Annotated in this window: 24 protein-coding genes and 1 pseudogene; 21 read left to right on the top strand and 4 right to left on the bottom strand. The window is 39.9% G+C overall.

What is annotated here, in order from left to right; translation table 11 throughout:
* Positions 1–49: 49 nt before the first annotated feature.
* Both NMG88_RS13415 and psb28 read right to left on the bottom strand, forming a co-directional pair.
* Entirely contained in the window at positions 50–550 is a 501-nt protein-coding gene (locus NMG88_RS13415; RefSeq protein ID WP_026795234.1) for a MogA/MoaB family molybdenum cofactor biosynthesis protein, read from the bottom strand.
* A gap of 153 nt (positions 551–703) precedes the next feature.
* Complete coding sequence (gene psb28 / locus NMG88_RS13410; protein ID WP_026795233.1) at positions 704–1,042, bottom strand: photosystem II reaction center protein Psb28; 339 nt, start codon at positions 1,040–1,042, stop codon at positions 704–706.
* A gap of 263 nt (positions 1,043–1,305) precedes the next feature.
* On the opposite strand from psb28, the gene chlG reads away from it, so the two are divergent.
* The 3 genes from chlG to NMG88_RS13395 all read left to right on the top strand — a co-directional run bounded on the left by chlG (position 1,306) and on the right by NMG88_RS13395 (position 5,184).
* The gene (chlG, locus tag NMG88_RS13405; RefSeq protein WP_254035519.1) at positions 1,306–2,319 is read left to right on the top strand and encodes a chlorophyll synthase ChlG; all 1,014 of its coding nucleotides are present in this window, start codon (positions 1,306–1,308) and stop codon (positions 2,317–2,319) included.
* A gap of 179 nt (positions 2,320–2,498) precedes the next feature.
* Positions 2,499–4,892, top strand: coding sequence for a transglycosylase domain-containing protein (locus NMG88_RS13400; protein WP_052369594.1), 2,394 nt, complete (start codon positions 2,499–2,501; stop codon positions 4,890–4,892).
* Positions 4,893–4,971: 79 nt separating this feature from the next.
* The gene (locus tag NMG88_RS13395; protein WP_026795232.1) at positions 4,972–5,184 is read left to right on the top strand and encodes a ssl0294 family protein; all 213 of its coding nucleotides are present in this window, start codon (positions 4,972–4,974) and stop codon (positions 5,182–5,184) included.
* Between the two features lie 102 nt (positions 5,185–5,286).
* Here NMG88_RS13395 and trxA read toward each other — a convergent pair whose 3' ends face one another.
* On the bottom strand, positions 5,287–5,604 hold the full coding sequence (gene trxA / locus NMG88_RS13390; RefSeq protein WP_042154756.1) for a thioredoxin: 318 nt from the start codon (positions 5,602–5,604) through the stop codon (positions 5,287–5,289).
* A gap of 120 nt (positions 5,605–5,724) precedes the next feature.
* Here trxA and fabG point away from each other — a divergent pair, with 120 nt between their 5' ends.
* Together fabG and NMG88_RS13380 are read left to right on the top strand one after the other, a co-directional pair.
* The gene (gene fabG, locus NMG88_RS13385; RefSeq protein WP_042154758.1) at positions 5,725–6,492 is read left to right on the top strand and encodes a 3-oxoacyl-[acyl-carrier-protein] reductase; all 768 of its coding nucleotides are present in this window, start codon (positions 5,725–5,727) and stop codon (positions 6,490–6,492) included.
* Positions 6,493–6,795: 303 nt separating this feature from the next.
* Entirely contained in the window at positions 6,796–7,674 is an 879-nt protein-coding gene (locus tag NMG88_RS13380; RefSeq protein ID WP_227350776.1) for a tetratricopeptide repeat protein, read from the top strand.
* A 68-nt stretch (positions 7,675–7,742) separates the two neighbouring features.
* Here the strand turns inward: NMG88_RS13380 and NMG88_RS13375 are convergent, their stop codons facing one another.
* A complete protein-coding gene (locus tag NMG88_RS13375) occupies positions 7,743–8,144 on the bottom strand; it encodes a response regulator (protein ID WP_042154763.1) in 402 nt (133 codons plus the stop codon).
* A 428-nt stretch (positions 8,145–8,572) separates the two neighbouring features.
* On the opposite strand from NMG88_RS13375, the gene gyrA reads away from it, so the two are divergent.
* The 16 genes and pseudogenes from gyrA (at position 8,573) to NMG88_RS13295 (ending at position 24,434) form a co-directional block, all read left to right on the top strand.
* Positions 8,573–11,122, top strand: coding sequence for a DNA topoisomerase (ATP-hydrolyzing) subunit A (gene gyrA / locus NMG88_RS13370; RefSeq protein ID WP_227350777.1), 2,550 nt, complete (start codon positions 8,573–8,575; stop codon positions 11,120–11,122).
* 168 nt (positions 11,123–11,290) lie between these two features.
* Positions 11,291–12,631, top strand: coding sequence for an ABC transporter ATP-binding protein (locus NMG88_RS13365; RefSeq protein ID WP_227397628.1), 1,341 nt, complete (start codon positions 11,291–11,293; stop codon positions 12,629–12,631).
* Between the two features lie 60 nt (positions 12,632–12,691).
* Positions 12,692–12,919 (top strand): aminoacyl-tRNA hydrolase, encoded by a 228-nt coding sequence (locus NMG88_RS13360; protein WP_227366464.1) that lies wholly within the window; start codon positions 12,692–12,694, stop codon positions 12,917–12,919.
* Positions 12,920–13,040: 121 nt separating this feature from the next.
* A complete protein-coding gene (locus tag NMG88_RS13355; protein WP_254035518.1) occupies positions 13,041–13,376 on the top strand; it encodes a cation:proton antiporter subunit C in 336 nt (111 codons plus the stop codon).
* 171 nt (positions 13,377–13,547) lie between these two features.
* Positions 13,548–13,742, top strand: a pseudogene (locus NMG88_RS13350) (RNA-guided endonuclease IscB); the annotation flags it as partial.
* A gap of 72 nt (positions 13,743–13,814) precedes the next feature.
* Positions 13,815–15,242 (top strand): cation:proton antiporter, encoded by a 1,428-nt coding sequence (locus tag NMG88_RS13345; RefSeq protein WP_227397629.1) that lies wholly within the window; start codon positions 13,815–13,817, stop codon positions 15,240–15,242.
* Entirely contained in the window at positions 15,239–15,628 is a 390-nt protein-coding gene (locus NMG88_RS13340) for a Na+/H+ antiporter subunit E (protein WP_227381491.1), read from the top strand. Before NMG88_RS13345 ends, NMG88_RS13340 begins: the two co-directional genes overlap by 4 nt.
* Positions 15,625–15,882: a hypothetical protein gene (locus tag NMG88_RS13335; protein WP_227365388.1), complete on the top strand. Its 258-nt coding sequence runs from the start codon at positions 15,625–15,627 to the stop codon at positions 15,880–15,882. The genes NMG88_RS13340 and NMG88_RS13335 overlap by 4 nt, the downstream gene beginning before the upstream one ends.
* On the top strand, positions 15,879–16,160 hold the full coding sequence (locus tag NMG88_RS13330) for a monovalent cation/H(+) antiporter subunit G (RefSeq protein WP_083619431.1): 282 nt from the start codon (positions 15,879–15,881) through the stop codon (positions 16,158–16,160). The genes NMG88_RS13335 and NMG88_RS13330 overlap by 4 nt, the downstream gene beginning before the upstream one ends.
* On the top strand, positions 16,150–16,674 hold the full coding sequence (locus NMG88_RS13325; RefSeq protein WP_227381490.1) for a DUF4040 domain-containing protein: 525 nt from the start codon (positions 16,150–16,152) through the stop codon (positions 16,672–16,674). Before NMG88_RS13330 ends, NMG88_RS13325 begins: the two co-directional genes overlap by 11 nt.
* Before the next feature lie 2 nt (positions 16,675–16,676).
* On the top strand, positions 16,677–17,339 hold the full coding sequence (locus tag NMG88_RS13320) for a Na(+)/H(+) antiporter subunit B (RefSeq protein ID WP_235765861.1): 663 nt from the start codon (positions 16,677–16,679) through the stop codon (positions 17,337–17,339).
* A gap of 652 nt (positions 17,340–17,991) precedes the next feature.
* Entirely contained in the window at positions 17,992–20,202 is a 2,211-nt protein-coding gene (locus tag NMG88_RS13315) for an Hsp70 family protein (RefSeq protein WP_235757840.1), read from the top strand.
* Entirely contained in the window at positions 20,202–20,747 is a 546-nt protein-coding gene (locus tag NMG88_RS13310; RefSeq protein ID WP_254035517.1) for a LysM peptidoglycan-binding domain-containing protein, read from the top strand. Before NMG88_RS13315 ends, NMG88_RS13310 begins: the two co-directional genes overlap by 1 nt.
* A complete protein-coding gene (locus NMG88_RS13305) occupies positions 20,744–23,503 on the top strand; it encodes a tetratricopeptide repeat protein (protein ID WP_254035516.1) in 2,760 nt (919 codons plus the stop codon). Before NMG88_RS13310 ends, NMG88_RS13305 begins: the two co-directional genes overlap by 4 nt.
* Positions 23,504–23,515: 12 nt before the next feature.
* On the top strand, positions 23,516–23,872 hold the full coding sequence (locus tag NMG88_RS13300) for a J domain-containing protein (RefSeq protein ID WP_254035515.1): 357 nt from the start codon (positions 23,516–23,518) through the stop codon (positions 23,870–23,872).
* Between the two features lie 67 nt (positions 23,873–23,939).
* Complete coding sequence (locus tag NMG88_RS13295; RefSeq protein ID WP_254035514.1) at positions 23,940–24,434, top strand: nucleotide exchange factor GrpE; 495 nt, start codon at positions 23,940–23,942, stop codon at positions 24,432–24,434.
* Positions 24,435–24,620 lie beyond the last annotated feature (186 nt).

Here is a 24,620-nt window from a genome sequence, read left to right as displayed (position 1 = left end):
CTTGATTAAACTTATCTAAGTCTCACCATTCAATGTGAGTTTATCCATTCTATGATAATTTAACTAAATGGGCTAATTCAGGTATGATTAATTTTTCCATTGCCAATTTTACTGCATTAGAAGACCCAGGAATTGAAAAGACTAATTTTCCTTGATAAACTCCAGCTACAGCCCTGGAAGCGATCGCTCTTGACCCTATTTCATGATAACTCAAAGCTCTAAAAATTTCTCCAAATCCAGGTAAAGTTTTTTCTAATAATTGTTCCAGAGCATCATAGGTCGTATCTCTGGGCGCAATTCCAGTTCCTCCATTAAAAATACAAGCATCCAGTTCAGAAATTTGACAGAGTTTTTTTAAGAGTTCTGTAATCTCTTGCGGTTCATCTTTAATAATTTGATAATCGATAATTGGATACCCAGCATTTTGTAGGAATTGGTGAATGAGTTGACCACTTTTATCGGTTTCTGGGGTGCGAGTATCACTGACTGTAATCACCGCACAACTAACCCGAAATTCGGAATGATCGGGATGGGGGACGGTTGAATTCATAAGGTAATGGGTAATGGGTAATGGGTAATGGGTAATGGGTAATTGATTTAATCAATTAACTCTTATACTGATAACTGATAACTGATAACTGATAACTGATAACTGATAACTGATAACTGATAACTGATAACTGATGACTGAATGATGACTGAATTAGGATTTACTAAATTCTAATCCTTTGGCTTTCGCATAACGTTCCATAAACAACATGAAACGCTCCCATTCTTCAGGAGATTTCATTAAATGAATTGCCTCAATTTCCGTAGGTTTTCCATTAATAAATTTAGCGTTAACCTCTCGAGTGACAATTTCCCCATCATCATCAATCATGTACATTCCTGTAATTTCCTGGGTGGAATCATCCGCTAAGGCTTTAGGATTGAGAAAATAAAATTTTGCTGTTCCTTGACTCTCATCCCGTGAACGAGTTAAGCGAACATCAGGAATTACATCTTCATCAATCCCTCTTGAAAACTGAATTTTAGCTACCATATTGTTTTGTTAAACCTTTTTCCGTTAGGAGTTAACATCTAATTGTCTCATAATATGGGCATCAACGAAACCATCAAATCAGGGAGTTGATAGCCCCGTCTCAAAAGGCCAAAAACCGACAAGGGAACTAAAATAGCCGTAATACCAATTCCGTGTGAAATCAATAAAAACCCAACTTTGCTATTGATTAAAAATCTAGTTTGCGACTGATTCATGTTAACTTTTGTATTGCAGATACTCAAAACACAAACTTACAAAGGATCATGTCGGATACTCCATCGTCTCAACCTTCAGAAGAATTAACAAAAGAAGCGAATTCAGAGCGCAGTGCTAAAACCCGACAACTTTTAGGGATGAAAGGAGCGTCGTCGGGAGAAACATCTATCTGGAAAATTCGCCTCCAATTGATGAAACCGATCACCTGGATACCTTTAATTTGGGGGGTGGTTTGTGGTGCGGCTTCATCGGGACACTTTAGTTGGTCAGTGGAAGATGTGTTAAAGGTGGTGACTTGTATGTTAATGTCTGGGCCATTAATGACGGGTTACACCCAGACCATGAATGATTTTTACGATCGGGAATTGGACACCATTAATGAGCCCTATCGCCCGATCCCTTCTGGGGTGATTTCCATTCCCCAAGTTGTCACCCAAATTTTACTATTGTTAGGCTTAGGAATTGGAATTTCCTACCTGTTAGATACTTGGGCGGGCCATAAATTTCCCATAATTACGGTTTTATGTCTCGGTGGGGCGTTTGTCTCCTATATTTATTCTGCACCTCCCCTCAAACTCAAGCAAAATGGCTGGTTAGGAAATTACGCACTAGGGGCGAGTTATATTGCTTTACCTTGGTGGGCGGGTCATGCGTTATTTGGAGAACTCACCCCGACCTTGATGGTATTAACCCTATTTTATAGTTTAGCTGGGTTAGGAATTGCCATTGTTAATGACTTTAAAAGTGTGGAAGGCGATCGCCAATTGGGGTTACAATCCCTGCCAGTGATGTTTGGGATCACGACGGCGGCCTGGATTTGTGTTTTAATGATTGATATTTTCCAAGCGGGGATGGCGGTTTATTTAGTTAGTATCAAGCAAAACCTATATGCTACGGTGCTTTTACTGATGATTATTCCCCAAATCACCTTCCAAGATATGTATTTTCTACGCAATCCTGTAGAAAATGATGTTAAATATCAAGCAAGCGCCCAACCGTTTCTAGTCTTAGGAATGCTGGTTGTGGGTTTGGCTATAGGTCACGCGGCGATTATAGGTTAATTTCCGACAAAACCGCCTGTTTCCTATCCAGGTGTGAAGCCGGGGATCAAGGAAAAAACCTTGATTTTTGGCGAGATCACCGATTCGACTGCTAACTATTCAGGAAAGTTGGCCCTACCCTGGGCTATCCTAGAATATACTGTCGAATGCTCAATTAAACTAACCATTTGTCCGAACCAATGGAAGAATCTCAATTACCATCCATAACCAAAACGGACTCCTTAGAGTCAGAAACCTACCCGGAAAATACTTCTGGGGTGGTTTCAACCCAATCCGTTTTGACATCACCCGTGATGACGACGGAAGTAGAACCCGATCAGGTTTCTGCGGAAACCGCTTCTGAGTCAAACCCCCAAGCTGTAACTTGGTATCATCAGGCTCTGAATCGGATCAATTCAAAATGGGTTAAACTGCGTCAGGGTTTCACCCATGAAAATCCTGCGGGGAAACGTTGGTATCGCCGTCCGAAGGTATGGATCGGAATTGGAGTGCTCAGTGTGGGCGGTGGAGCCTTGGGTTATGGTGCTTGGCAATGGTATCTTGTGGATCAAAGTCTTCCCCCCGTCTCCGTTAGTGGAATAGCCTCCTTTAATCGTGATGGTACAATTACGATTAAGGCTAATAACAGTGATATTTTAATGCAAACCGGGCCAGCAACTAGGGAGAAACTCCGCCTCAAACAAATTCCCGAAAAACTGGCGCAAGCTTTTATTTCCACTGAAGATATTCGTTTCTATGACCATGATGGGGTGGACTATCAAGGAATTATTCGCGCCGTTGGCTCTAATATATTAGCCGGGGGAGTGGTGGAAGGAGGAAGTACCATCACCCAACAGTTAGCTAGAATTGTTTATTTGAATCAAGAACATAGCTTAATTCGAAAACTTAAAGAGGCAATGGTATCTTGGAAAATTGAAGATCAAATTAGTAAAGATGATATATTAGAACGCTATTTGAATTTAGTTTATCTGGGTTCGGGTGCTTATGGGGTCGCGGATGCGGCTTCTGTTTATTTTAGTAAACCCGTGAACGAATTAACTTTGTCGGAAATGGCAATGTTAGCGGGTTTACCCCCCGCACCGAGTCAATATTCTCCTTTGGAAAATCCAGAAGCGGCCAAAAAAAGGCGCAATATTGTTTTACAAAGAATGCAGGATGCTGGGGTAATTACCGCAGCCGAAGCGGAAGCGGCGATACAAGAACCCCTGACTCTTAAACCCAGTCAACCTAAACGTTTATTAGTTAAAGCTCCTTATTTTTCGAGTTATGTTTTAAAAGAACTCCCCCAATATGTTTCTAAAGAAGCCATCGAAGCGGGTGGGTTAACAGTTGAAACCAGTTTAGATGTGAAATGGCAAGAAGCAGCAGAAAAAACTATTAAAGATGCGGTGGAAATTGATGGTGCGGGTTCAAATTTTGGTCAAGCGGCTTTAGTTTCCATTGAACCAAAAACCGGAGAAGTTAAAGCTATGGTGGGGGGATATCAATATAAAGATAGCGAATTTAATCGTGTTACTCAAGCTCAAAGACAACCGGGATCAACCTTTAAAGGATTAGTTTATGCAACAGCAGTTGGGGCGGGTTTCTCCCCCTATGATAGCTATTTAGACGAACCCTATAAGGTTGATGGCTACCGTCCTAGAAATTATGGGAATAAGCATTCTGGATGGATGTCGATGTCCGATGCTTTAAGCCGTTCTGTGAATGTAATTGCGGTTAAAGTATTAGTAGATGTTGGGTTTGAACCCGCTATGAAAATGGCAAAAGATATGGGAATTAAATCTCCCTTAAAACCAACCTATGCTATGGCTTTAGGAGCCTATGAAGTTAATTTATTAGAGTTAACTAATGCTTATGCAACCTTAGCCGATCAAGGCAGTTATATTCCGGCCCATGGTATTCGTCGGGTTTTAGATAAACAGGGAAATATTATTTATGAAGCTGAATTTAAACCCAAACCCGTTTTAGATAAAAACAGTGCCGCCATCACTACTTGGATGTTAGAAGGGGTAGTGAATGCGGGAACCGGAGGCCCGGCTGCTTTATCGGATCGACAGGTGGCGGGTAAAACCGGAACCTCTGAAGAAGCCAGGGATTTATGGTTTATTGGTTATATTCCCCAAGCCGTAACCGGAATTTGGTTAGGGAATGATAATAATGATCCGACTTGGGGCGCTAGTAGTAGTGCCGCCTATAGTTGGGGGGAATTTATGCGGAAAGTTGTGGAGGGAATGCCAGTTCAAAAGTTCCCTAAACTACCTGAATTAGAAGGACGAAAAGGCAGTATTAAAGCTAAGGCCCATCAACCCAATAGTATAGAAACCGGGTCAAAAGTAGCAATTGAAGATGGTGATCCTGGTGATCCAGCTCAAGCTGCTAATAACGATGGTAGTTACGCCAGCAATTCCGAAAATTATGATAGTGGTTATTCAGAAAATAATGACTCCTATAGTAATTCCTACAGTAATGGCGATGGATATTCTGGCGGATATTCCGAGAGTACATCTTCTGAGGGATATTCCGAGGGTGCTTCTCCTGAAAGTGGATATTCGGAAGGTTCCAATAATTATTAAACAGCCAAATTCTGTTAAACGCGCTAAAATTCAAGAGGATTTATTGCGATCGCCAAGTTAAGGAGAATCTTGATTCATTATGGATGAACTCAAACCTATTTTAGAAGAATTAACCCGTGAACCCATTGCCTTTTTGGGAGGGTTTGTCTCAGGTTTATTAAAATTAAGCCTCAACGATGATCCGATTAAAACTTGGATCGAGAAACAGGGCGGAACTACGGCATCGAGTTCTTCGGACTCTAACAATAATAATGGAAATTCTGGTGGCCCCCAATCAATTCAGATTGACTAATATAGCAGTCGTACTTGGTGGTTAGGACAAAGACAGAATTATTTAGAAACACAAAGACACGAAGACACTAAGAAAAACTTTGTGTCTTTGTGGTTAATATTATTAAAGTAAACCATACACCCATTTAATTAGTTCAGGCGATCGCAATACTCCTTCATGGCGCCCAACGGGTTGACCTTTTTTAAATAAAATTAATGTCGGTAAAGCCATAATATTATATTGAGAGGCAAGTTCAGGGTATTTATCACTATCAATTTTCACAATTTGGATTTGTTGATTCATTTCTTGATTAACTTCTTCTAAAATCGGTGTCATCATTTGGCAAGGGCCACACCAAGTTGCGTAAAAATCTACTAACACCGGAACTTCAGAATGGGTGAGGAGTTCTTGAAAGTTATTAAAGGTTTGTTTAACGGCCATAGTTCATAAGCTAAAAGTTTTGTACTTCAATTATAACTATTCTTTAGCAACTCGGTTTCTCTGAATTTGCTCAAATCTGAGATGATGAGTTTTGAGAATAATAGTTGGAGAAACTACAAAATGGAACGTTTACCTGAAAGTTTACAACACTTAAATGGACGAGTAGCAATTATTACAGGCGGGTCACGGGGTATTGGTCGCGCTGCGGCCTTAGCCTTAGCTGCCGAAGGCGCAAAGATTGTGGTTAATTATGCCAGTTCTTCAACGGCGGCGGATGCAGTGGTGACTGAAATCATCCAAGCGGGCGGTGAAGCGATCGCACTCCAGGCGGATGTATCAAAAGCGGATCAAGTTGATATCTTGTTTAACAAAGTCACAGAAACTTGGAATAAAGTTGATATTTTAGTGAATAATGCCGGGATTACTTGTGATACTTTACTAATAAGAATGAAGCCGGAAGACTGGCAAGCGGTAATTGATTTGAATTTAACCGGGGTGTTTCTTTGTACTCGTCTGGCTAGTAAAATAATGCTCAAACAAAAGTCAGGACGAATTATTAATATTACCTCCGTTGCAGGACAAATGGGCAACCCTGGTCAAGCTAATTATAGTGCGGCAAAAGCGGGGGTAATTGGATTTACAAAAACCGTGGCAAAAGAATTAGCAAGTCGCGGGATAACGGTGAATGCGGTGGCGCCTGGATTTATTGCAACGGATATGACCAAAGAGTTAAAAAATACGGAAGAAATTCTCAAATTTATTCCCTTGGGTCGTTACGGTCAACCGGAAGAAGTGGCGGGCATGATTCGGTTTTTAGCAGCAGACCCGGCGGCGGCTTATATTACGGGTCAAGTGTTTAATGTGGATGGGGGAATGGTGATGGCGTAGAATCACATCAAGGATTTATATAGTTGACACTCTCAGGTCTGAAGACGCTGAGATTCTGCGGACAGAATTGGTTTAATCTAATTCTGTTTCCAGATGCTTTCCACCCCGTTGGTTTTTCACCGTTTTATCCCTGAGTTATCATATTGTCACCGCCAAACATGGCGGACAATTAAAATTGCGATCGCAGCCAGGAATGGGTAAGGAATTTGAGATTTTATTACCCTTTATTTAAGCAATTGACTCAAGTTCGTGTAAGATCAATAGAACTCGCAAAATATTAAAAAATTTAGGTTAACTCTTACTGTGCGAAATCGAACCCTGATTCTGTCCGTGATTCTTACTTTCAGTTTGTGGAATGTCGCTAAATCAGCCATGGGACAAGCCCTGATTCCCTATACCCCCACCCTAGACTCAGAACAACTCCAACAAACGGGATTAGGGTTGCTCGAAGAAGCGGCTCAGTTAACGCGATTTCAACAATATCAATTAGCTTTACCCCGGGCAGAACTCGCCACTCAACTAGCTCCTGATAATTACCAAGCCTGGGCCTTGTTGGGCAGTTTATATCTGCAATTAGACGAACTCGATAAAGGGATTGAATTCTTACAAAAAGCCAAAACCTTAGAACCCAAAGACCCGGGGATTCAGTTTATTTTAGGGGAAGCCTACTTCAAAAAAGGGGACTATCAAAAATCCGTTCAATCCCTAGAAGCAGCCTTGAAACTTGACCCCAAGGTTCCGGGGGCGTTATTTGATTTAGGCAATGCCTATTATAAATTGGGGCGGTTAGATCAGGCAGTTTTACAATACGAGCAAGCCTTTGCCCAAGAAAGTAGTCTTTGGCCAGCCATTAATAATGTGGGCTTAGTCAAGTATGAACAGGGAGAAATTGATACCGCCATCAGTAAATGGAGACAGGCGATTAAGATTGATACCAAAGCCGCCGAACCCCTATTGGCCTTAGCCGTTGCCCTGTACACTAAAGGAGAGGCTCAAGAGGCCCTATCTTTAGGAGAAACGGCTTTACGTCTTGATGGCCGTTATGCCGACTCTGATTATCTTAAAGAAAATCTTTGGGGCGATCGCTTAATCAAGGATACCCAAAAATTTCTAGCCAATCCCCAAATCCAAAAGGTGCTAACTCAAGTTAAAGATACTCAACCAACGCCCCCTAGTCCATAATCTCAAGGATCTCGATCATCCCAAAATCTTAGGAGTACAAAGCCGCAGGTATGGTTAAAAAAGGCGGCTCACTTCTCTGGTGGCATCAAGGATTTAATCTTATCCACGAACTTTTGATGATCAATCACAGGTTTAGAGATATAGTCATCGGCTCCACTTTGAGCCATAAAATCCTCCCGATCTCCGGCCATGGCATGGGCCGTTACTAAAATAATCGGCAGTTTCGCGGTAGCGGGGTCAGCTTTCAGGAGTTGTGTAATTTTAATTCCATCAACTGCTTTTCCTTGATAGACACTGTGCGCCAGGGAAACATCCATCAAAATCAAGTCCGCCTCCCCTGTGCGAGCAATCTCCAGCACTTCTTCCACGTTTTCCGTGTGTTTAACGGCTAATCCACCCCGTTTTGTCAAGATTTTTGAAAAAACACGAGCATTAACCTGATCGTCTTCTACAATCAGAACGGTCTTCATCTGAGTCTCCCACCCGATATACTATTCAAATAGATTTACCAAATATCTCTATTTTTCACTCTCCAGTACCGAAAGGTTATCATACCACGCCCATTCAACGGGTTGACAATAATAGCCCGATAGTAAATGCCAGAAACCTTTGTCTAAGAAACGCTGCGGAAATTGATCTCCCTTTGAACTGATCGGCAAAAACATCGGCAAAAATCTGTATATGTGAAACCTGAAAGCTAGAGCTTATAATCAATACACAGGGTTTTAGAGAACGGCAAAATGTCTAGTCCCACCGAATTTAGTCAAATTGAACGCAATTGGTTATCCTCAAAAAAGTAACCAGATCCCCTGAGCTTTGTTAGATAGCCGTGATCGAAACAACCGATCACGCCATAATCTAAGATCAGAACCCTATCGCTGTAGACTCAACTAAACTCATGGCTAAACAGTTAAACCTCTTTTCTGGGCAAGTGATCACCACATCGCTTCATACCGAGATGCAACAATCGTACCTCGAATATGCCATGAGTGTGATTGTTGGCCGAGCTTTACCCGATGTTCGCGATGGGTTGAAACCCGTACATCGTCGGATTTTGTACGCGATGCACGAATTGGGGTTAACTCCCGACCGTCCCTACCGCAAATGTGCGCGGGTAGTTGGGGATGTGTTAGGGAAATATCACCCCCACGGGGATCAATCGGTTTATGATGCCTTGGTGAGACTGGTTCAGGAATTTTCTAGTCGTTACCCATTATTAGCAGGTCATGGCAACTTCGGGTCTGTGGATAATGACCCCCCAGCGGCGATGCGTTACACCGAAACCCGTTTAGCTGCGGTGGGCCATGAAGGGTTACTTTCCCAAGTCGGGGAAGCTACAGTTAATTTTATTAGTAATTTCGATAATTCTCAACAGGAACCCACGGTTTTACCCGCCCAACTGCCGTTTTTATTGTTAAATGGATCTTCGGGAATTGCTGTTGGGATGGCGACTAATATTCCTCCCCATAATTTAGGAGAAGTAGTCGATGGACTAATTGCCTTAATTGATCAACCTGAATTATCCGAACAAAAATTAATCGAATTGATTCCTGGGCCGGATTTTCCCACCGGGGGAGAAATTATTAGTACCGAAGGAATTGCTGAAGCTTATCATCACGGAAAAGGCAGTATTGTGGTGCGGGGTGTGGCAAAAATGGAAGAAGTTCCCACCGCCCAAAAACGTCGGACTAAAAATGCTATTGTGGTCACGGAATTGCCATTTCAGGTGAATAAAGCAGCTTGGATCGAAAAAATTGCCGGGTTAGTTAATGCGGGAAAATTAGAGGGAATTTCTGATATTAGGGATGAAAGTGATCGCGAAGGCATTCGAGTTGTAATTGAATTAAAACGGGAATTTTCTCCCGAAGTGGTGTTACATCATCTCTATCAGCAAACGGAATTAATGACCAAGTTTGGGGCGATTTTTTTGGCGATCGTGAATGGACAACCCCGACAATTAAGTTTAAAACAAATTCTCCAAGAATTTCTATCATTTAGGGAACAAACTTTAACCCGTCAATACCGCCATGAATTAGAAGCCGCCGAACGGCGTTGTCATTTAGTGGAAGGGTTATTACTAGCTTTAGAAAATTTAGATAGTTTGATTGAAATTCTCAGAAATGCCCCCGATGGTTCAACAGCAAAAATAACCTTAGAAAATCAATTAGGGTTTAGTGATATTCAATCCGATGCCATTTTAGCCATGCCTATGCGTCGATTAACCGGGTTAGAACGGCAAAAATTACAGGAAGAATTTACCCAATTAACTACTAATATTGAACAGTTAAGACGGTTACTAGATGAACGTCCTGAACTGTTAAAATCCTTGAAGAAAGAATTGCGATCGCTCAAACGAAAATATGGCGATGAACGACGCACTCGAATTATTTATCCCCAAGGTCAAACTACTATCACCTCTGAGGATAAAACCGCTAAAAAATCCAAAGAAAAGATATTAGAACTGACATCTCCTCCCGATGTATTACAACCCTTACCCCCGGTGGACGAAGAAACCGTAATTGAAATTACCCATCGCGGTTATATTCGGCGAGTATCTCCCAAAACCGCAGATTCCAAACGGAATCAAACTGAAAATAAGACCGCTATTAATATTGAGGAAACCGATGATTTTATCACCCAAACCCACAATACTAAAACCAGTCAAAATCTAGTCATGGTATTGAAAACTGGAAAAGCTTATCCTTTAAGTGTAGCGGATATTCCTGTGGGTAATAATCGGTCTAAGGGAAAACCAATTATTACCTTATTATCACCTTCTGCCTATAAAGATACATCAATTAATCCCCAAGACTTAATGATTGCTCAATTTCTATTATCAGCTTTTCCCGATAAAACCGATTTAATTACCCTAACTCAACAGGGGAAAATTAAACGTTTACCCCTAATAGAATTAGCGGAATTAACCAACCGAGGCAGTACCATTGTTAAACTAAAAGATGACGATGAATTATCTTTTGCTACCCTTTCTAATGCCGATGAAAAAGTAGTCTTGGCTACTTCCGGGGGGCGACTCTTACGATTTGATCTTAATGATGAACAACTACCTCCGATGGGTAAAGTTGCCCAGGGTTCCCAAGCCACTCGCTTACGACAAAAAGAACATTTAATCGGATGTGTTACCCTATCAATTAAAGGCAGTTTATTATTAGTAACAGAACAGGGTTATATTAAACGAATTGCGATGGAATTAGTGCGGGGAAGTAACCGAGGGGGGATCGGAATTTCCATGATCCAGTTTAAATCTCCTAATGATATATTAGTAGGAATTGCCCCGGCTAAACCCCGCCAACAAATCCATCTGTTCACCAGTGATAATCGGATTATTCATGTTCCCACGGATCAAATTAATCTATCCACAAAAGATAGTACAGGTGATCGCATTTTCAAACTCAAACCCGATGAGAGAATTATCTCAATCAAGTCGTAGGGTCTGTAAGCGTGGATCACACTCACTAAAGAAAGGGCGGGTTTAATTCAGTTAATGGTTTGTTATCAATATCTGAGAGAACCCGCTCCTACGGAAAATCAGGTAAAATTAAAGTTTATTGTTGTAATTTACAATCATTTATTGGATTCAAAATTAGGTAAAATTAAAATGGCAGAAGTTATTTTAGATAATATTTATAAAAGTTTTCCCATTCGTCGTCAAACCGCCTCCGAGGAAACAAAATCATCAGAACTTCAAGAATCAACCCTGACCCGTCAAGCTATTTTAAAACGGGTGCATCTGAATATATTTGATGGGGAATTTATGGTATTAGTGGGGCCGTCAGGTTGTGGAAAAAGTACCCTATTAAGGTTAATTGCAGGCTTAGAAACTATTACTGGCGGTAATATTTATATCGGGGATAAATTAGTTAATGAATTACCCCCCAAAGCGCGAGATATTGCCATGGTGTTTCAAAACTACGCTCTTTATCCTCACTTAAAAGTCTATGATAACTTAGCCTTTGGGTTGCGTCGTTCCTATCGAGAAACAGAACCCAAACAGCCTTTGATGATTCCCAGAAAAGACTCTAATTTACATTCTAATCAACAATTATCCTTTACCCTTGGAGAGTATCAAATTTTTGCTCCCTTATGGTTAGAAGATGTTATTGTGAGAATAACGCGATCGCTTCCTTCCAACTTCCGCTATCTTTCAGAACGAGAAAAAGCCGTAGATGAAAGAGTCTTAACCGTTGCCAAATTATTACAAATTGAATCATTATTAGATCGATATCCCAAACAACTATCAGGCGGGCAAAAACAACGGGTTGCATTAGGTCGAGCCATGGCCAGAAATCCCCAGGTTTTCTTAATGGATGAACCCCTATCAAATTTAGATGCAAAATTAAGAACCGAAACCCGCGCCCAAATTGTAGAATTACAAAAAAAATTAGGGACAACCACCATTTATGTCACCCATGATCAAGTCGAAGCAATGACAATGGGTTCACGAATTGCTGTTATGAATCAAGGCAGAATTCAACAAGTAGCTCCTCCTTTAGAACTGTATAATCGTCCTAATAATCGCTTTGTAGCCGAGTTTATTGGATCTCCTCCAATGAATTTTATCCCGGTTAAATTTATCGCTCCTTTATTAATTACCCATGCTCAATTTCGTTTAACTTTACCCGATATTTGGCAAACGGTTTTACCTCGCCAAAAGGAAGAAAAATTAATCTTAGGAATTAGACCAGAACATTTAATTGTTAGTTGTCCAGCTACTAAAAATTTACCCGTAATTGTTGATCGGATGGAAGCATTAGGACATGAAACATTATTATGGGTACATCTATTCGGAGAAAATAATCTTCCTTTTTCCTTACAGGTCAGAATTCCCGCCGAAACTGAATTTGTACAGGGTGAAAAAATTTGGTTAGCGCTAACACCGGAAAAAATTCATTTATTCGATCCAAAAACAGACTTAGCCATCCTCCCTTACCGTGTTTAATTTTGCTATTTTATCCTAAAGTTATTGATCAATTATGTTAAAAATTTCTAAGATCAACGTATTAGTAAAGAAGGGGTAATTATTATCAAAGCACAGGAATACCGTAGTCAAGAACAAAATCGGGAAGAAGCTTTACAACGACTTCAAGACTTAATTAAAAGTGCGATTTCGCTTCCTAAACCTCGTAAACCTCGTAAACCGACTCGCAGTTCTCAGAGAAGGCGTCTGGATAGCAAAACAAAGCACTCACATTTGAAGACCATGCGGGGAAAAGTTATTGATGATTGAATTTGTCCTCACCTGACTAAAAACTGAATCATTTGTGTTATTTTAATAGAGTTGAAATAAAAACGACTCGCTTTAATAGAGCCAAGTTTAAAAAACAACCCTTAGCCCCCGGTTAATTATCGTGTTAGAAGCCTTTGTGTTTGCCACCATACTCTGTGGATTTTTCGGAATCATTCTGAAAAAAAACCTGCTGATGAAGACCATCTCTATGGATGTCATGAGTACGGGTGTGATCGCCTACTATGTGCTGATCGCATCCCGGGATGGTTTGTTAACTCCAATTCTTTCAGATACCCCCAATCCAACTTACGCCGATCCCGTCCCCCAAGCGGTGATTTTAACAGCAATTGTGATCGGTCTTTCCATTCAGGCTTTAATGCTAGTGGGAGTGATGAAACTCGCCCGGGATAATCCCACATTGGAAACTAACGAGATCGAGAAAAACAATACACCGTAAACAACCCCCACTGATTTGAGTACAAATACAGTGGAGGCTTTGAAAGAAGCCGATAGTTTACCAGCCTAAGTCTTATTAACAGGACTTACGCATCACCGCTATCAATAGTAGGGGTAATTCATGAATTACCCCTACATCTAAGGTTACAGCCCCAAATTTGCGTAAGTCCTGAAAGGTTTTCAAACAGGCGATATTGTTAGAGCAATTGTTACCTCTGGCAAGAAAATTGGAACTTATGTTGGGCGAGTTGCTGTTCGTACAACAGGCAGTTTCAATGTCTCAACAGCTAGTGGATTAATACAAGGTATTAACCAAAAATATTGTTCACTTATTCACAGAAAAGATGGTTATTTGTATGCAACATAAACCTCTACCCCTTTTTCCTCTCGCCACTGACTTGATTACAGGTTCAGTGGGAGTCTCCAAGGGGGAAGAAAGATGACAACTCTAACCCTAGTTTGGATTGGACTGCCCTTTTTTCTAGGTTTTATAATTTATCTTCTCCCCCAACTGGATAAAGTTTTAGCACTAGGGATGGCAATTATTTCAATAGGATATGGGTTACAAACCTTACTGAATCCGTCTCCGTTGAATCTACAGTTACTCGATCATTTCGGGGTTAGCTTAATTATTGATCAACTCAGTGGCTATTTTATTTTAACCAATGGGCTAGTCACCGCAGCAGTGATCCTCTACTGCTGGCATACCAATAAAACCAGTTTTTTTTATACCCAAGTTACTCTGTTACACGGTAGCCTGAATGCCGCGTTTATCTGCGCGGATTTCATGAGTTTATATGTGGCATTAGAGGTAATTGGAATAGCCACCTTTTTGTTAATTGTCTATCCCCGATCCGATCGGTCAATTTGGGTGGGGTTGCGCTATTTGTTTGTGAGTAACGTCGCCCTGCTGTTTTATTTAGTCGGGGCGGTGTTAGTCTATCAAACCCATCATTCCTTTGCCTTTACTGGTTTACAGGGTGTGCCACCCGAAGCCGTCGCCCTGATTTTTTTAGGACTACTAATCAAAGGAGGGATCTTTATCTCTGGGTTGTGGCTACCCTTAACCCACTCGGAAGCAGAAACCCCCGTATCGGCTTTAATGTCTGGGGTGGTGGTCAAAGCCGGGGTATTTCCCTTGGTGCGTTTAGCCCTGATGATTAGTGAGATCGATCCCATTGTCCGTTTCTTTGGAGTCGGCACCGCCTTGCTGGGGGTGTCCTATGCCATGTTTGAAAAGGATACTAAGCGGATGCTGGCTTTTCATACCATTTCCCAATTAGGGTTTGTTTTAGCAGCACCGGAAGTGGGAGGATTTTATGCCCTCACCCACGGCTTAGTTAAATCCGCTTTATTTTTGATAGCAGGGACTTTACCGAGTCGAAATTTCTCAGAACTTAAACATCAACCGATGAATACCCACCTCTGGATCGCGTTGGCGATCGCGAGTTTTTCCATATCGGGTTTCCCCCTATTGTCAGGTTTTGGGGCAAAGGTGTTAACCATGAAAAATCTTTTACCTTGGCAAGTGATCGCCATGAATATAGCCGCTTTGGGAACGGCCATCTCCTTTGCCAAATTTATCTTTTTACCTTTTGGGGGAGAGGATAAAGTCAGAAAAGGCTTTTGGCCAGGGATAATTCTACTCCTAGCGGGTTTGGTAGGCGCCAATATTGTCTACTATCAGGCTTATACCCTGGCTAATATTATCAAACCTCTGATCACGATTATTCTGGGCTGGTTAATCTATGTTTTCGGGATTCAACGGTTATCAATTAAACTCCCCCGGGTCATCGAACAATTTGATCATTTGATGGGAGTCATGAGTCTGATGTTAATTCTTTTATTCTGGATGGTGTGGTCATGATCGGCTATCTGAATCTAATTTTACGGTTAGTAATTTGGTTTCTACTAACAGCCAATTTTAGCCTGACCAATATTATTATCGGGGTGGCAATTGCCTTGCTTTTACCCGGTTTGCGTAAAACGCCAACGGTTTTAACCGATTGGTTATGGGTTTTTTATGAAATTGTGATCGCCATTCCTCAAGCATACACTGAAGCCTTTGAAATGATTTTCCGTCCCCATAATTACGAGGAAATCACCCGGGAAGAAGTCAAACCTCGGCGGACACCGGGACTGATTTTTTTAGATATCTTTTTGATTACCTTTACCCCAAAAACCATTGTTGTTAAATACCACGAAGACGGTTGGTATGCTGTCCATTGGGTACGACGGAGGAGAGCCAGATGAACTGGGTTTTGATTGCCATGATTATTGCCTTATTAATTCCCATATCAGAAGCCTGTTGGCAAGAGGATGATGTTTGGGAGAAAATGTTAGCTTTTGCGAGTGTTGCCACTAAAACATCGGTGATGATTTTAGTGATCTCAGTGTTACGAGATGACTGGATGATCGGGATTGTGGGGGTGATTATTCTCAGTGTTGGCAACGCCGGATTTATGTTACTAGCTCACCTTTTAAAAAGGATGAATGAACAACAATGATCGATTTATTTGGCTATTTTCTCATCGGTATAGGACTCCTATTTTGGTTTTGGGGAACGATTCCCTTAATGGGAAACCGATCTATTTTATTCAAACTCCATAGTCTTTCCGTCTCCGATACCCTAGGATCGATGGCTATTATTGCTGGGTTACTCTTGAAAATTCCCCGCGAATGGCCCTTACTGATTCTCGCCCTAATTTCCCTGGCGATCTGGAATACTATTTTGGGGTATGTTTTGGCTTACTGTTCCAGTAGCGAGGTCGATCATGGACGATAGCTATATTAAAATTATCACGGCCTTACTTCCCTTGGCGGCGGCGATGGTGGTATTGGAGGCAAACCCCTATCAGGCTTTGATTGTGCGGGGGATATTAGGAGCGATCGCCGTCTTACTCTATACGGTTTTGGGTGCGCCAGATGTGGCTTTAACTGAGGGGTTAGTCGGAACTCTGTTAGCGATTACCCTCTATGCGGTGGCGGTGCGTTCCTCTTTGGTTGTGCGTTTGGGGGTAATCCAAGATCTAGGAAATGAGCCGATCCTAGATGAGTTTCGCAAAATTTTCAGCAAATATCATCTGCGGTTAGAGTTAATTTCCTATCAAGATCAAGACAGTTTACAACAGGCTTTAATCGATAAAGACATTCATCTCACCTGTATTCAAGCCGAACCCGCTCAACCCTATGAGACTCTTACCCGCATTCAGCGTTTATATGAGATTATGGAACCTCAACTTTCCGCATCTATAACTCGTTTAACCTATATTAAGACACCACCATCGGGGGAAAAATAGTGATGAAATGGATTTATATTTTCGCTGGAATTCTGATTTATGCTAAGTTTTTAATTCTGCCCAATCCAGAATCGAGTGCATCAGTTTTGTCGGGGGTGGAATCAATTGTGAATGATAGCGGAATTCCTAATGCAGTCACAGCCATTATTCTCAGAAATCGACTCTACGATACGATTTTTGAGGTGGTGGTATTTACGATCGCGACCATGGGAGTCTATTTTCTCCTCGGCAATGAGAAACCCTTAGCCAGTATCCATCAGTTCAGCGATCAACCTTCAATTGTTTTAGCCCGTTTGGGAGCGATGATCAGTGCCTTAGTCGGGATTGAATTAGCGATTAGGGGGCATTTGACTCCGGGGGGAGGTTTTGCCGCCGGAGTCGCCGGGGGAACGGCCATCGGTTTAATTGCAATTACTTCCTCCCCCGATTGGATGATGGGGATTTATCAGCGATATAGAGCTTCGTTCTGGGAGAAAGTTTCGGTTTTAATCTTTATAGTTTTATCTCTGATGACTTTAGCGGGTTTGGAGTTACCTCCGGGGCAATTTGGAGATCTATTCAGTGGCGGGGTAATTCCTGTATTGAATATTTTAGTCGGAATTAAAGTCGCCCTAGGCTCTTGGGCTGTGATTTTGTTATTTATTCGCTATCGGGGATTGTTTTGAGACTTCAAACCCTCCCAGAGCTTGAAAAGCCCATTAAAGTTCTGTAATTTTACTGATTGACAGAATCATGCGTCCGATTGAGGTGATTACCTCTAAATTAGAATGAATAAAAAATTTTTTGAGAATTTGCGTAATTTTGTTCGCCGCTGGCAATAGGTTTGTAGAAATGAATCAGATTCGGACTGGTAGCACCATTATCTCTGGGTTTTAGAGATCATATTTTAGTGAAATAGCTCGACTAACGAGGGGTAGATTGAGCCTAAACTTCAAAAAAATATGAAACGAAAGTTCCGTAATTTCACTGATTGACAAAACAATATGTGAGGTATAAACTCCTAAGATATAACTCAAAAATGATGGATGCGATACTTCCCGCGCCCTTTATGCCGACTCAATGGGGTTTGATTATCGCTCCATTGCGGCGAAAGAAGTGATCTACCGTTTAGGTTTAGGAGGTTCATCTCAAAATTTATCACCCAACTTTATCCAAAAACAACAACTCGCTCGCAAACTATTACGAAGTAATGGGTATCTGATCCAAAAAATTCCAGAGTTAAGTAGGGGGTAAAATATGAATTAAACTTAACCCTAAGAAACCCGGTTTCTACACTCAAACAAATCATCAATATTAGATTAAATTAGGACAAACATCATGGGTGACATCGTTGGAATTGATCTCGGTACAACCAACTCAGTAGCAGCTTTTAAATTAGCCCATACTGATGTCGTAACGGCAGAGGATAACACCCCACCAGATCGAAAATTAACCCGTTCAGTCGTCGCCTTAGATCAAGGTAAAATTAAAGTTGGAAATAGTGCCTATAATCAATTGCAAAACGATCCCGAAAACGTGATCATTTCGATTAAACGTCTCATCGGACGAGGGTTTAATGATCCCGTTATTCAAGAACAATTATCTCGCTTTGGTTATAAAATTACTAAATCCACTCAAGGAACAGATAATAGTCTTTCCGTTTGGTTAGGGGGAAAAGAATATCAACCCGAAGATATTGCGGCAGAAATCCTCAAAAAATTAGTCCAAAATGCTCAAACTCACCAAGCTAAAACCGGACAGAAAAGTATCATTAATCAAGCCGTTGTTACTATTCCTGCCTATTTTAATGATAAACAAAGATATGCCACTCAAATCGCCTCTGGGAAAGCCGGATTAAGTTTGCGAGAACTGCTTCCCGAACCCACTGCTGCTGCTATTTCCTATAGTTATAGTGCTAATTCTGATGACGTTAAAACCATTTTAGTTTATGACTTTGGGGGTGGAACTTTAGATTGTTCAATTGTGACGGCGGTGGGAAATCAATTTATTGAATCCGCTAAAGCCGGGGATTTATGGTTAGGAGGAGATGATTTTGATCACTCAATTCTTGAATTTGTTAAGCAAGAAGTTGCCCGTCAAGAAGGTTTAAATAATCTTGATCAATTAATTGCCAAAATGCCCCATTATCAACGGGTTCGTTTATTAGGAGAACTGAAAATTGAAGCGGAAAAAGCCAAAATTCAACTCAGTAGTCAGCCTTCCGCCGAGATTATTACTTCCACACCTCTATTAGATGAATTAGGAATGGCGGTTCCCATTCAAGTTACCATTACTCGTCAAAAATTTGAACAATTAATTACACCTTTAATTGAGCGTTCAGTTAAAATTTGCTATGATGTGATCAAATATTCTGATTATCCATTAGATCAAATTGATGTAATTTTGTTAGTTGGAGGTTCCTCACAGGTTCCTATAGTCCAACAAAAAATTCGAGAAGCTTTCCCAATAAATCAAGTTTTAGTACATCCTAATCCCATGTATGCGGTTGCAGAAGGGGCGGCAATTGTAGCAGCCGGATTAACCGAAAAAGTTACAACAGTTTCCCGTGATTATTGTATTGAATTAGTCAATGATCCTCGATTTATAATTATTCCGCAAGGAGAGATTCTTCCCGTTAAAAAATTCCATAATTTTAAAACAGAAGCTGACGGACAACGCTTAATTCATTTTAAATTTTTTAGTCCTGATCTGGTGAGAAAAGATTTAGATAACACTGACCGAGATGAACGGATTGGCGATATGTGGTTAGCCTTAGATCAACCCTATCCACGGGGAACAGAAGTGTTAGTAACGGTCGAATTAGATGAACAAAATAACTCCTTACAAATGATGGCTGCACTCAAAAATAAACCAGAGGTTAAAGTTAGTTGTTCTTTCTCACGGGGAGGGATAAATGAAGAAATCTCTCGACAGGTGGAACAACGAATTAAAGAACTGAATGCGGCTGCTAATTTAACAGAAACGGGTGTGCAAAATGCCAATGAAATTGCTGGAGAGGTAATCAAATCAGCGAATCAAATTTATCATAATGATAATATTCAATCAGATCGCTTAGAAGCTGCTCAGAATAAACTCAAAGAATTAGAGAATTTTGCCTCGGAAGAACGAGATACTGCTCAATTCTATCAAACTATGTTTGAGTTTGTCCTAGAGGTTTGTGATTCCTTAATTCATCCCGCCCAAAAACAGCGATTACAAACCTTAGTTCAAGACTTAAATCAAGCCCTAGAACACAATAATAAATCAGCCCTGCAAAAACTAGCAGAAGATGCAAGACGAGAGCAGGAAAACCTGCCAGATCTAGTTAAGTTAATCTGTCTAACTCGTGAAGGTGTTGCACAAGCTTATCGGATTAATCCTAGTCATGCTAGAGTCATGGAAGGTAAATTCTCGCAACTAATTAGTGCTTTAAAACAGGGGAATGAATATGAAATTAATCGTATTTTTGATGAACTTCGCCCTGATATTATGAAATATTTAGATCAGGATTTACCCGCCGGAACTATTGCTACAGGATTAACACGCTAATGATTAAATTAACTTGTCCAGTTTGCGATCGCCCGGAAATAGAAGACAATATTTGCCCGAATTGCGAAACTGATTTATCTCTAATTCGCCAACTACAAGAACTCCCTGTAGTTAACGAAAAGTCAATAGTAATTCCCGCAGGAAATTCGTTAAATACTCAACCCAATATTTCGGGAAAATTGGTGATTTTAGCCCTTTTAATTCTGGTTTTAGGGTTTGGTTTAGGAGCAATGGGAACCTCTCTATTTGCTCAACAACCATCTCCTCCAGTCTCAACAGCAACTACTACCACCCCTTTACCCGAATTAAAGCCTCCTGCTATCAAATCTACTCCAAAATTCACTCGATCTCAATCATCCTGTGGGGGTTTTTATTACACCGTTAAACGGGGAGATTCTCTGAATAGAATTGCTGCTCAATTTTACGGTCGCAGTCAGTTATTTTCAAAAATTGTTGCAGTTAACCCCACCCTAAAAAGCAGAGAAAGCTCAATTGAAATCGGAGAAGTCTTTTTTGTTCCTAATTTAGAGGAAAATTGTCCATGAAATCAATTTTAAATGGGATTAATTATTTAAGTCTAATCATTTTTGGAGTGGGTGTTGTTGATGTTTTTCTAAAAGCAGCCCAATCTAAAAAAGATATTCAACAAGCCCGAACATTAGCGCAACGGAAGCAACTCCTAAAAGCTGTTCAAATTGGTAAAAAAGTCATCGCTCAATGGCCATCATCGCCTACTTTTTTTGAACAAAGATTTAGATATATGGCGATGGGAGATTTACTAGAAAAATTTAAACCCCAGGTTAACAAATGGCATAGTCAAGTTAAAATGGTTCAAAAAACCTTAGCTTCTGCAAGAAAACTTGAAGATTCTGATCAAAAGAATCCTATGGATATTACGGTCTTATCACAGGTTGTACAACTGTATCAAAAATGTACAAATCTGATTGATGATCCGAAGTTAATTCAATCCACTGAGCGTTGTCAAAAAGAAATTAAATGTCGCCATCAATTTCAAAGTTTTTTCGCCACAGGTCAAGAGCAAGCTAAACAAAAACAGTTTAAGCAAGCCTTAGCTTATTTTGCACAAGCCCAGGAATTATTTGTGACTGATGAGTTACAAACAGCAATTCAAAATAGTTCTGTTCAAGTCAAGCAAGAAGAACAATATGAAGTAACCTTAAAAAAAGTTAGATCGATGGCAAAAGCAGGTCAATTTAAGGACGCTTTGGCTGTATTAGACCCGGCTCAAGCTCAATTTAATCGTTCAGATGGACAAGAGTTAGTCATACAATTAAGTCGGGTTATTCACAGTAAAAAATTATTTAATCAAGGACTATTAGCTGAGAAATCGGGAGATTTTAAAAAAGCAGATACGCACTACCAAGAAGCTTTAATGCTATTACCGGAGTTAACAGAAGCTCGGATGCGGTTAAGCCTTTTATCAGTCAAAATAGAAAACTGGAATCAGGTGATCCATTATTTAGAAAAAGTCCCCGGACAACAGGCGAATTACTTGCGAGGTTTTGCCTATTTTAAGCAGAATAATTTGCCACAAGCGGATCGAGAATGGCAATCTTTGACTCATCCTCAAGTTAAAGAGCAACGTCTAATTATTCAAAATATTACTCAACGTCAACGTTTGTTAGAAATCAGAGAAATTGAAGAATATGTTAATAATAATAAACTGAAATTAGCTCTGTCTAGTAGCAGTAATTTTATCAAAAAGTTTGGTGTTGATCCTATTGTAAAATCTAACCTAGAAGATCACATCCAACCTCGTTTAGAGTCTGAAATTTGGCAAGAAAAAGATTGGTTAAAAATTGCTGAAAATACAGAGAGTCAATGGATTCAAAACTGTGATATTAAATCCTTGCATAATTGGGTTGTTGCTTGTTACTATCAAGCTCAAATCTATCCCAATAAACGCGGAGATTGGTTAATAGCAGGTGCAACAGCTTTAGCAAATTTTAATCTTGACCCATCCCTAAACCTAAAAAATATTTCTTGGTTACAAGGCAAATCCGTCAATTATCCAGAGGTTTCTACTCGTTTACAGTCTTTGCTATCAACTTGTATTGATACCCTCAAAGATGATCATCCTCAAGAGTATTTACAGTTGCGCGATCGCTTCCGTCGAGATACCCTGACTTTACAATTAATTCAAAAGTTTCCTAACTTTAGTGCTAAAATTAATCATCTTTTAATTTTACCAGAATGTTGTGAACGTCATCAACGTTCTTTGAAAACATTGCAACTTCCAACCGTTACAAATTCATCAGTTTTAGAAGTTAAAATTTTGGTAGCTCTTTATAGTCCTTTTGGCATAGCGGTGGCTGCGGCTTTTGAAGGAGATTTAGAACGAGCTATCAAAATTAAACCCTCTGGGATATCTCCTAAAACAGAAGCAGAACGTTTTGCTCAAGGGTTTTTATCCTATTCAGAAGGCTATTATTATCTCCAACAAAACCGTTGGAAACAGGCTGTTTCTGTGTTGAAATTAGTTAAACATGAATTTCCAGCTAATTCGGAATGGTTTAATCAAATTGACAGATTATGTAAAAATCAAAGGAACATTATATCAAATATAGATGAACAGTTGAGTTTTGCTGAATTTTGGTATGAACTTTTAAACAGCCAAGAATCTCGGAGTTATTTGATTGAACATAAAACGGAAAAAATTCGTCAAAACTTAGTCAATAAAACCATTGATTCTACTCAAGCATTAAAACAACTCAAAGAACTCCAAAAAATCGATGCTCATCATCCTATTATTATTGATTTAATTAATAGAATAGAATATACAACAGTAGCAGAAGAAATTGATCAACTTTGGAAAAATGGTAAATTTGAGCAGGCTGTTAGTCGGGCTAAAAACTCAAACAATAACGAGCTTAAATTCCAAATTGGTAAAATCTGCTTAGAAGTTTTTGCTGAGGGATTTAATCAACATAATTTAAGTTTTGAAGATTTATATAATTTTAGTCGATGGGCCTATGAACTACTTCCCCAAGAATCAGACATTAAAGAAATCTATCAAATGGGTCAAGAATTAAATGAAATTCATAAGCTGATGAAACAAAATCGATATGAAGATGCTGTTAGACGAGCAAAATCTTGTCAATACGACCCAGTTCGTCGCTATCTGGCTGAACATTTCATTATCGTTTTAATCAAGGGTGCAGAAAGTCACCAATTACCCCACGAGCTAATTATGCAACTAGCACGATTTGCTTATCAACTTTGTCCCCATGAACCTGCATTTAAACCGATTTTCTCTCAGTTAGGAATTATTTATTATTAGGAAAATTTAATCATGGATCATCAATTATCTAATCCGAATCCCTATGATGTATTAGAAGTATCTCCGGGTGCTTCCAATGCTGAAATTACCAAAGCGTTTACTTTAGCAATGAAAAAACGCAGCTATTCTCCTGATATCATTGCTAAGGCTAGAAAAACCTTAATGAATCAGGAAGAACGAATTTTAGCCGATTATCTTCGCCCGATTTTACCCCCGATTCAAAGATTTAAACGCACTGACTTGTCTGAGTTAGAAAATCCAGAACTTCAAGTTGAGTTTTTATCAGAATTTGATAATTTAGACACAATAATTCAGCAAATTAATCAAATTTCCGAAGTCGATAAACAGCTAGGAGAAAATTTATTTTAAAATAGAATAGAAACCCGGTTTCTCTAAGAAACCTGGTTTCTGGGGAACTAATTAGGATAGAATAACTATGAATCACCCAACCAGCAATCATCAAATGAGTCAAATTAAATTAAGTAGTGAAATCCTCGATCGCATCGTTAATGAAATCGGGACTCTCCTCAGACAACAAGTTTCACTAAAACAAACTTTACGCGAACAAGACTCTCAAAATCAAGCTGCTAATGAAGAATTATTTTTAGAATTATTAGAAATAGTCGATGCTTTAGACTTTTTAATGGAATATATGGCTAATAATCCCGATCCTAGTCCCCAGTTTATTCAACGTTTACCGAAATCAGTCGGAAGTATTCAGAAAAAACTATTAAATATTCTCGGAAAACGACAAGTAACACCGATTGAATTAGAGGGAAATCAGCCCGATTTTGAAGTTTGTAAAGTTGTTGATCGAGAAGTTAGACCGGATCTGTCGCCTCAAACCATTACAAAAGTTGTTCGTCAAGGATTTCGAGTCAATGATAAAGTATTGCGTCCGATTGAGGTGATTACCTCTAAATTAGAGTGAATAAAAATTTTTTTGAGAATTTGCGTAATTTTGTTTCTAAGTCCCTATAAGTCAGTATAGCTAATCATGAGGTATTGCTGACTATGCGGAACAACAGATGTGGGGCGAAAATTAATCAGACTCAGACTGGTAAACTCACCGAGAGCCTAAAAAAACACGTTAAAGTTCCGTAATACCACTGATTGA

Origin of the sequence: Planktothrix agardhii (genome assembly GCF_904830935.1) — a bacterium.
GTDB classification, from domain to species: Bacteria; Cyanobacteriota; Cyanobacteriia; order Cyanobacteriales; family Microcoleaceae; genus Planktothrix; species Planktothrix agardhii.
Note: the sequence above shows the minus strand (reverse complement) of the source record. Positions and strands in the feature narration are given on the sequence as shown.

What these genes read in the sequence shown, in the direction of transcription:
- NMG88_RS13415 (WP_026795234.1), bottom strand. Translation starts at nt 550, where the DNA reads ATGAATTCAACCGTCCCCCATCCCGATCATTCCGAATTTCGGGTTAGT.
- psb28 (WP_026795233.1), bottom strand. Translation starts at nt 1,042, where the DNA reads ATGGTAGCTAAAATTCAGTTTTCAAGAGGGATTGATGAAGATGTAATT.
- chlG (WP_254035519.1), top strand. Translation starts at nt 1,306, where the DNA reads ATGTCGGATACTCCATCGTCTCAACCTTCAGAAGAATTAACAAAAGAA.
- NMG88_RS13400 (WP_052369594.1), top strand. Translation starts at nt 2,499, where the DNA reads ATGGAAGAATCTCAATTACCATCCATAACCAAAACGGACTCCTTAGAG.
- NMG88_RS13395 (WP_026795232.1), top strand. Translation starts at nt 4,972, where the DNA reads ATGGATGAACTCAAACCTATTTTAGAAGAATTAACCCGTGAACCCATT.
- trxA (WP_042154756.1), bottom strand. Translation starts at nt 5,604, where the DNA reads ATGGCCGTTAAACAAACCTTTAATAACTTTCAAGAACTCCTCACCCAT.
- fabG (WP_042154758.1), top strand. Translation starts at nt 5,725, where the DNA reads ATGGAACGTTTACCTGAAAGTTTACAACACTTAAATGGACGAGTAGCA.
- NMG88_RS13375 (WP_042154763.1), bottom strand. Translation starts at nt 8,144, where the DNA reads ATGAAGACCGTTCTGATTGTAGAAGACGATCAGGTTAATGCTCGTGTT.
- gyrA (WP_227350777.1), top strand. Translation starts at nt 8,573, where the DNA reads ATGGCTAAACAGTTAAACCTCTTTTCTGGGCAAGTGATCACCACATCG.
- NMG88_RS13365 (WP_227397628.1), top strand. Translation starts at nt 11,291, where the DNA reads ATGGCAGAAGTTATTTTAGATAATATTTATAAAAGTTTTCCCATTCGT.
- NMG88_RS13345 (WP_227397629.1), top strand. Translation starts at nt 13,815, where the DNA reads ATGACAACTCTAACCCTAGTTTGGATTGGACTGCCCTTTTTTCTAGGT.
- NMG88_RS13340 (WP_227381491.1), top strand. Translation starts at nt 15,239, where the DNA reads ATGATCGGCTATCTGAATCTAATTTTACGGTTAGTAATTTGGTTTCTA.
- NMG88_RS13335 (WP_227365388.1), top strand. Translation starts at nt 15,625, where the DNA reads ATGAACTGGGTTTTGATTGCCATGATTATTGCCTTATTAATTCCCATA.
- NMG88_RS13330 (WP_083619431.1), top strand. Translation starts at nt 15,879, where the DNA reads ATGATCGATTTATTTGGCTATTTTCTCATCGGTATAGGACTCCTATTT.
- NMG88_RS13325 (WP_227381490.1), top strand. Translation starts at nt 16,150, where the DNA reads ATGGACGATAGCTATATTAAAATTATCACGGCCTTACTTCCCTTGGCG.
- NMG88_RS13320 (WP_235765861.1), top strand. Translation starts at nt 16,677, where the DNA reads ATGAAATGGATTTATATTTTCGCTGGAATTCTGATTTATGCTAAGTTT.
- NMG88_RS13315 (WP_235757840.1), top strand. Translation starts at nt 17,992, where the DNA reads ATGGGTGACATCGTTGGAATTGATCTCGGTACAACCAACTCAGTAGCA.
- NMG88_RS13310 (WP_254035517.1), top strand. Translation starts at nt 20,202, where the DNA reads ATGATTAAATTAACTTGTCCAGTTTGCGATCGCCCGGAAATAGAAGAC.
- NMG88_RS13305 (WP_254035516.1), top strand. Translation starts at nt 20,744, where the DNA reads ATGAAATCAATTTTAAATGGGATTAATTATTTAAGTCTAATCATTTTT.
- NMG88_RS13300 (WP_254035515.1), top strand. Translation starts at nt 23,516, where the DNA reads ATGGATCATCAATTATCTAATCCGAATCCCTATGATGTATTAGAAGTA.
- NMG88_RS13295 (WP_254035514.1), top strand. Translation starts at nt 23,940, where the DNA reads ATGAATCACCCAACCAGCAATCATCAAATGAGTCAAATTAAATTAAGT.